Below are 7,041 nucleotides of genomic sequence, written 5' to 3'. Positions count from 1 at the left end.
CGTGCCGGTCGTCGCACGCGCGGTGTCCGCGGCCACCCGCGACTCGGCCCCGTCGAGCAGAGAACTTGCCGCACTGGCCGATCGGGCCGAACGCGTCGACCGCTCTCAGCGTGAAGAGGCCGAGAATGCAGTGTCCATGGCGCTGGCCGTCGTCGAACCGAACTCCTTGCCCCCGCAACTGGTCGCCGAACTGGCCGATGCCGAGGCCCGCGTGCTGATCGCACGACGGTTCCACAACGATGCCGTTCGCGACACCCTCGCCCTGCGCGTCAGACGTCCGGTCCGCTGGTTGCACCTCGGCGGAACCGCGGCCCTGCCGTCGTACTTCGAGATCGCCGAGCGGTCTGCTGCCGCGACATTCGGCAGCGAGAACCGCGCCACCCCGAGAACGTCCGCGCGGGTGGTGCTGCTCGATGAGCGCGGCCGCGTACTGCTGCTGCGCGGACACGATCCGACGGTTCCCGACACCTTCTTCTGGTTCACCATCGGTGGAGCAGTGGAGAAGGGCGAGTCGCTCCGCGAGGCAGCGGTGCGCGAGGTACACGAGGAGACCGGCCTGACGATCGCTCCGGCCGATCTGCGCGGTCCGCTGTGGCGTCGGGTTGCGACATTCCCGTTCAACGGAACCCTGATCCGCTCGGAAGAGCTGTTCTTCGCGATCCGAACGCAGGAGTTCGAGCCGCACAGCGCTGGTTTCACCGACTTCGAGCGCCGCACCGTGACCGGCCATCAGTGGTGCACCGAGGCCGACATCCGTGCGCTGAGCGCCGTCGGCGAGAACGTCTATCCCCAGGACCTCGCGGAACTGCTCGACGAGGTCAATGTGGCTCTCGCTCGACGCGGCGACCCGGACGTGCGCGCTATCCGCTAGCAATCTGGACCCTTTTCGTGCAGTCCAGCAATCGTCAAGTGGTTATGGGAAACCGTCGCGTAGAGGCCTACTGTTCTGGGCGCGACTTCGCGCCGCGCGCGATCGTCCACGCGTGCGCGGTCGGACGTGGTCGCACGTATCAATCCGGAGCGCCACTAACGGTGCCCAGAACACAGGAGTCGGCTTGAGTACCCCACACGCATCCACTACACCCGCTGGATCTGCCGAAGGCGGATCGAGCGAGAACGGAATCGGCACTGCGCGCGTCAAGCGAGGCATGGCCGAGATGCTCAAGGGCGGCGTCATCATGGACGTGGTCACCGCCGATCAGGCCAAGATCGCCGAGGACGCCGGAGCAGTGGCCGTCATGGCACTCGAGCGCGTCCCCGCCGACATCCGCGCCCAGGGCGGGGTGTCGCGAATGAGCGATCCCGACATGATCGACAGCATCATCTCCTCGGTCAGCATCCCGGTGATGGCGAAGGCCCGCATCGGCCACTTCGTCGAAGCGCAGATTCTGCAGAGCCTCGGCGTCGACTACATCGACGAGTCCGAGGTGCTCACCCCGGCCGACTACGCCAACCACATCGACAAGTGGAACTTCACCGTTCCCTTCGTCTGTGGTGCCACCAACCTGGGTGAGGCAATGCGCCGAATCACCGAGGGAGCGGCCATGATTCGCTCCAAGGGCGAGGCCGGCACCGGCGACGTCTCGAACGCGACGACGCACATGCGCAAGATCCGCGACGAGATCCGTCGCCTCACCTCGCTCCCCGAGGACGAGCTGTACGTGGCGGCGAAAGAACTGCAGGCCCCGTACGACCTCGTCGTCGAGGTCGCCCGGGCCGGCAAGCTGCCCGTCACACTGTTCACCGCGGGCGGCATCGCCACTCCCGCAGACGCGGCGATGATGATGCAGCTCGGTGCCGAGGGCGTGTTCGTCGGATCGGGAATCTTCAAGTCCGGCAACCCCAAGGAGCGCGCCGAGGCGATCGTCAAGGCCACCACGTTCTTCGACGACCCCGATGTGCTCGCCAAGGTCTCGCGCGGTCTCGGCGAGGCGATGGTCGGAATCAACGTCGACGACCTCCCCGTCGGACACCGTCTCGCCGAGCGCGGCTGGTGACGGACGTCCGTCAGTAGCGTTCGAGTGCCGGGCGGTCCGGATGGTCCCAGCGGACCAGAAAATCCGGCCGCTCGGCCGAGTGGTCGAGGCCGTCGTAGTACTCGAGCAGTGGGGCGCAGGTCCACTGCTCGTCGGCGCTGGTTCTGCGGCGTAATGCGCTCGCGGACAGGCGTAGCTGCACCGACAGATCGACGTTCAATCCCCGACCGAGCAGCATGGGTCCCGCGATCAGGACGATCTGATTCGGTGCCGCCGAGGCGCTGCGGGCCCGAGCCGATCGATCGGTCGCCTCATCCCACAGTCGCGGTAGAAAGTGACCTCCGCCACCGGGTCGCAGCGGGGCGATGACTTCCCGCGACAGTGCGTCGTAGTCGAACCACAGTGTGCGATAGCTCAATTCGTCGGTGCGCGAGTACTCGAACCGAATGGACGCAGGTCGGACGTAGTCGTGCAGGTCGACGACGGCGGCCGGACGGCCCCGAGAGCGGGCGTGTTCGGCTGTGCGCGTTGCGAAGTCGACGGGCCTCGCGGCATTCGCGCCGTCGATGACGACGATCGATCGGGTCCCGTCCGGGCACGAATCGACGATCGACTCCACGAGAAGATCGGGAAATATCGGCACCGGTTGACCCACACCGACCATCTTGCCTGGTCCGTCCATTGTTAGCCTGAGCCGTTGTCACAGAAAGGTGGACACCAGCCATGGCCAGCATCGAGGACATTCTCGAATTGGAACGGATCGAGAACGACATCTATCGGGGACGGACGTTCCCTTCTCGGCTGCCCCGTACGTTCGGCGGTCAGGTGGCGGGTCAGGCGCTCGTCGCGGCGGTGCGCACAGTGGCACCCGAGTTTCGTGTGCACTCGCTGCACGGCTACTTCCTGCGTCCAGGCAATCCGAACGAACCGGCCGTGTTCATGGTCGACCGGATTCGCGACGGTCGGTCTTTCTGCACGCGCCGCGTCACCGGAATTCAGCACGGCAAGGCGATTTTCACGATGTCTGCCTCGTTCCACGGCGACGACGACGGCATTTCGCATCAGGACGTGATGCCCGAGGTCGTGGGGCCGGACAGCCTGCCCGATCCCACCACCCTCGCCGAGTACGACCACTCGTACTACAAGGAGTGGTCGGAATGGGACATCCGTCTCATTCCCGATGACCAGACCGTCAAACATCCCAGTTTCGCTGCGCAGCAACGGGTGTGGTTCCGCTATCGGGACACGTTGCCCGACGATCAGGTGTTCCACGTCTGCGCACTCGCCTACATGAGCGACATGACGCTGCTCGGATCGGCCAAGGTGCCACACCCGGACGCCGTCACGCAGACGGCCTCGCTCGATCACGCGCTGTGGTTCCTGCGGCCCTTCCGGGCAGACGAATGGTTGCTCTACGACCAGACGTCTCCCTCGGCAGATTTCGGGCGGGCACTGACGCAGGGGCGAATCTTCGACACGTCCGGCCGACTGGTCGCCGCGGTGGTGCAGGAAGGGCTCATGCGTTACGAGCGGGACCCCGACGCGCCTCATGTCGATCCCTTCGGGCGCAAGTGAGCGCTCCGACCATCGGGGTTCTCGCACTGCAGGGCGACGTTCGCGAACACCTGGCTGCGCTCGACTCGAGCGGTGCGCGCGGTGTCACGGTGCGTCGGCCCGCCGAGCTCGCGCAGATCGACGGACTGATAATCCCCGGCGGGGAATCGACGACCATCAGCACTTTGCTCGGCGTGTTCGACCTTCTCGATCCACTGCGCGCTCGGTTGGCCGAGGGGCTGCCCGCCTACGGTTCGTGCGCGGGCATGATTCTGCTGGCGTCCGAGATTCTCGACACCCGGCCCGACGCTCGGCACCTCGATTCTCTGGACATCACCGTGCGGCGCAACGCTTTCGGTCGTCAGGTCGATTCCTTCGAGACCGATCTCGACGTCACCGGAATCGACGGTGGACCGGTGCGCGCAGTGTTCATCCGCGCGCCGTGGGTCGAGCGGGTGGGCGAACACGTCGAGGTGCTCGCCACCGTGCCGCACGGACCGGCCGCCGGCCGCGTGGTGGCCGTTCGCCAGAACTCCGTTCTCGCGACGAGCTTTCATCCCGAGGTCACCGGCGACGATCGAGTGCACGCCCTCTTCGTCGACATGGTGCGAGGCCGCTAGAACCTTCGATGGTCGGTCGGTGCCGAGCGCGGTACCGGGCGAGTAAAGTCGACAACACTGATTTCGAGCAGGAAGGGGCCCTATCGCATGAGCGGCCACTCAAAATGGGCCACCACCAAGCACAAGAAGGCGGTGATCGACGCCCGACGCGGCAAGTCTTTCGCCAAACTCATCAAGAACATCGAGGTGGCGGCCCGCACGGGTGGCGGTGACCCCACCGGCAACCCGACGCTCTTCGACGCCATCCAGAAGGCGAAGAAGACCTCGGTGCCCATCGACAACATCGAGCGGGCGCGCAAGCGAGGTGCAGGCGAAGAGACCGGTGGTGCCGATTGGCAGACCATCATGTACGAGGGCTACGGACCCAACGGTGTCGCCATTCTCATCGAGTGCCTCACCGACAACCGCAACCGCGCCGCAGGCGAGGTTCGTGTCGCGATGACGCGCAACGGCGGGAACATGGCCGATCCGGGTTCGGTGTCGTACCTGTTCTCGCGCAAGGGTGTAGTGACCCTCGAGAAGAACGGTCAGAGCGAGGACGACGTTCTGATGGCCGTCCTCGAAGCCGGTGCCGAGGAAGTCAACGACAACGGCGACACGTTCGAGGTCGTCAGCGAGCCGACCGACCTGGTCGCCGTGCGCACCGCCCTGCAGGAGGCCGGGATCGACTACGACTCCGCCGAGGCGAGCTTCCAGGCATCGGTCAACGTCCCGGTCGACGCGGACGGTGCACGCAAGGTGTTCAAGCTCATCGATGCACTCGAGGACAGTGACGACGTCCAGAACGTGTGGTCCAACGTCGACCTCTCCGACGAGGTCATGGCGGAGCTCGACCAGGAGGACTGACGCCCCTCGCGTCCGACGACGTGATCGACCGGGTGTCGTATCCCTGATCCGACGGTGGGCTCCGCTACGCTATCGAACAACAGTTCGTAAGCGGAAGGTGTGGTGGCGTGCGGGTTATGGGTGTCGACCCCGGTCTCACCAGGTGTGGGCTCAGTCTGATCGAGGGGGGCGTGGGCCGAACGGTGGTCGCGCTCGATGTCGATGTGGTGCGAACGCCCGCGGACATGGATCTCGCGCAGCGTTTGCTGCGGATCTCCGAGGCCGCGGAGTACTGGCTCGATACCCACAAGCCCTCGGTGGTGGCCATCGAGCGAGTCTTCGCCCAACACAACGTGCGTACGGCCATGGGCACGGCCCAGGCCGGCGGTGTCATCGCCCTCGCGGCGGCCAGGCGGGGCGTCGACGTCTGCTTCCACACTCCCAGTGAGGTCAAGGCCGCCGTCACGGGCAACGGCTCGGCCGACAAGGCTCAGGTGACCGCGATGGTCATGCGCATTCTCGGTCTGCAAACTGCGCCGACTCCCGCCGACGCGGCCGACGCCCTGGCCCTCGGCATCTGTCATTGCTGGCGAGCGCCCATGATCGCCCGGATGGCGAAGGCCGAAGCCATGGCCGCCGAACAGAAACGCAAGTACGACGCGCGACTGGCCGAGGAGCGCAAGGCTCGCGCCGTCGTGGCACGCAGGATCGAGAAAATGGCGAAGAAGGAGGCGGGCGCACGATGATCGCGTCGATCAGGGGTTCGGTGGTCGACATAGCGCTCGATCACACCGTCCTCGAGGCTGCGGGCGTCGGGTACCGCGTCAACGCCACTCCGGCGACGTTGGCCACGCTGCATCGGGGGAGCGAAGCGACCCTCCTGACGACCATGATCGTGCGCGAGGATTCGCAGACGCTGTACGGATTCCCCGACAAGGAGTCGCGTGAGCTGTTCGAGTTGCTCCTCACCGTGACCGGCGTCGGCCCGCGGATCGCCATGGCGACTCTTGCCGTGCACGAGCCCGACGCGCTGCGAACGGCCTTGGCGGACAGTGATATCGGAGCCCTAACCAGAGTTCCCGGTATCGGCAAGCGCGGCGCGGAGAGAATGGTCGTCGAGTTGCGCGACAAGGTCGACGCGGTCGTCGGACGCGCCGGGAGTTCGGCCGTGCCGGGATCCGGTGCGGGCAATTCGATGCGAGACCAGATCGTCGAAGCGCTGATCGGTCTCGGATTCCCCACCAAGCAGGCCGAGGAAGCCACCGACGCGGTCCTCGCTCAGCAGCCCGAGGCCACCACGTCGACTGCGTTGAGGTCGGCGTTGGCGTACCTCGGGAAGTCCAGGTAGGCGCGGGTGACCGAGGAAGACCAGTTCGCCGAATCCCAGGTCGGTGCGGACGCGATGTCCGACGATCTGGATGTCGAGACGAGTCTGCGTCCGAAGAACCTCACCGATTTCATCGGTCAACCTCGCGTACGGGAGCAGCTCCAGCTCGTGTTGTCGGGAGCCAAGATGCGCGGCGGCACCCCCGATCACATCCTCATGTCCGGGCCGCCGGGCCTCGGCAAGACCAGTATGGCGATGATCATCGCCGCCGAGCTGGGAACCTCGCTTCGACTCACGTCGGGTCCGGCGCTCGAGCGCGCAGGAGATCTCGCGGCGATGCTCAGCAACCTGGTCGAAGGCGACGTGCTGTTCATCGACGAGATCCATCGCATCGCCCGTCCGGCCGAGGAAATGCTGTACCTGGCGATGGAGGACTTCCGCGTCGACGTCATCGTCGGCAAGGGGCCGGGCGCGACGTCGATTCCCCTCGAGGTTGCGCCGTTCACCCTCGTCGGTGCCACCACCAGGTCGGGTGCGCTCACCGGCCCACTGCGAGATCGGTTCGGATTCGTGGCGCACATGGATTTCTACGAGCCGAGCGAACTCGAGCGCATCCTCATGCGGTCGGCGGGAATTCTGGGCGTGCCGATCGACCGGGACGGCTGCGCGGAGATCGCCGGGCGCTCGCGCGGCACCCCCCGAATCGCGAACCGACTGCTCCGGCGAGTCCGCGACTACG

General features: G+C 66.1%; 9 protein-coding genes. 8 read left to right on the top strand and 1 reads right to left on the bottom strand.

Annotated features, from left to right (window positions below):
* Positions 1-871: NUDIX domain-containing protein (locus RHBS_RS21950; RefSeq protein ID WP_128646423.1), on the top strand; the 871-nt coding region annotated here is incomplete at its 5' end.
* Positions 872-1,055: 184 nt separating this feature from the next.
* Entirely contained in the window at positions 1,056-1,997 is a 942-nt protein-coding gene (gene pdxS, locus RHBS_RS21945; RefSeq protein ID WP_121869983.1) for a pyridoxal 5'-phosphate synthase lyase subunit PdxS, read from the top strand.
* Positions 1,998-2,007: 10 nt separating this feature from the next.
* On the opposite strand, the gene RHBS_RS21940 is transcribed toward pdxS, so the two are convergent.
* Complete coding sequence (locus RHBS_RS21940) at positions 2,008-2,658, bottom strand: hypothetical protein (RefSeq protein ID WP_237669558.1); 651 nt, start codon at positions 2,656-2,658, stop codon at positions 2,008-2,010.
* A 41-nt stretch (positions 2,659-2,699) separates the two neighbouring features.
* Here RHBS_RS21940 and RHBS_RS21935 point away from each other — a divergent pair, with 41 nt between their 5' ends.
* The 6 genes from RHBS_RS21935 to ruvB form a co-directional block, all read left to right on the top strand.
* Positions 2,700-3,551, top strand: a complete 852-nt coding sequence (locus tag RHBS_RS21935; RefSeq protein ID WP_037189431.1) for an acyl-CoA thioesterase II — start codon at positions 2,700-2,702, stop codon at positions 3,549-3,551.
* On the top strand, positions 3,548-4,150 hold the full coding sequence (gene pdxT / locus RHBS_RS21930) for a pyridoxal 5'-phosphate synthase glutaminase subunit PdxT (protein WP_128646422.1): 603 nt from the start codon (positions 3,548-3,550) through the stop codon (positions 4,148-4,150). The genes RHBS_RS21935 and pdxT overlap by 4 nt, the downstream gene beginning before the upstream one ends.
* Before the next feature lie 87 nt (positions 4,151-4,237).
* On the top strand, positions 4,238-4,996 hold the full coding sequence (locus RHBS_RS21925; protein WP_128646421.1) for a YebC/PmpR family DNA-binding transcriptional regulator: 759 nt from the start codon (positions 4,238-4,240) through the stop codon (positions 4,994-4,996).
* A 107-nt stretch (positions 4,997-5,103) separates the two neighbouring features.
* The gene (ruvC, locus tag RHBS_RS21920) at positions 5,104-5,721 is read left to right on the top strand and encodes a crossover junction endodeoxyribonuclease RuvC (protein ID WP_037189428.1); all 618 of its coding nucleotides are present in this window, start codon (positions 5,104-5,106) and stop codon (positions 5,719-5,721) included.
* The gene (gene ruvA, locus RHBS_RS21915) at positions 5,718-6,323 is read left to right on the top strand and encodes a Holliday junction branch migration protein RuvA (protein WP_094615219.1); all 606 of its coding nucleotides are present in this window, start codon (positions 5,718-5,720) and stop codon (positions 6,321-6,323) included. The genes ruvC and ruvA overlap by 4 nt, the downstream gene beginning before the upstream one ends.
* Positions 6,324-6,377: 54 nt before the next feature.
* On the top strand, positions 6,378-7,041 hold a 664-nt coding region (gene ruvB, locus RHBS_RS21910; RefSeq protein WP_187298590.1), incomplete at its 3' end, for a Holliday junction branch migration DNA helicase RuvB.

This window comes from Rhodococcus sp. BS-15 (genome assembly GCF_000813105.1).
Classification (GTDB): Bacteria; Actinomycetota; Actinomycetes; order Mycobacteriales; family Mycobacteriaceae; genus Rhodococcoides.
This window is presented reverse-complemented; position numbering and strand designations above follow the sequence as displayed.

Bases quoted from the DNA above. Each gene is read 5' to 3' on its own strand.
- RHBS_RS21940 (WP_237669558.1), bottom strand. From the start codon at position 2,658: ATGGACGGACCAGGCAAGATGGTCGGTGTGGGTCAACCGGTGCCGATA.
- RHBS_RS21935 (WP_037189431.1), top strand. From the start codon at position 2,700: ATGGCCAGCATCGAGGACATTCTCGAATTGGAACGGATCGAGAACGAC.
- RHBS_RS21925 (WP_128646421.1), top strand. From the start codon at position 4,238: ATGAGCGGCCACTCAAAATGGGCCACCACCAAGCACAAGAAGGCGGTG.
- ruvA (WP_094615219.1), top strand. From the start codon at position 5,718: ATGATCGCGTCGATCAGGGGTTCGGTGGTCGACATAGCGCTCGATCAC.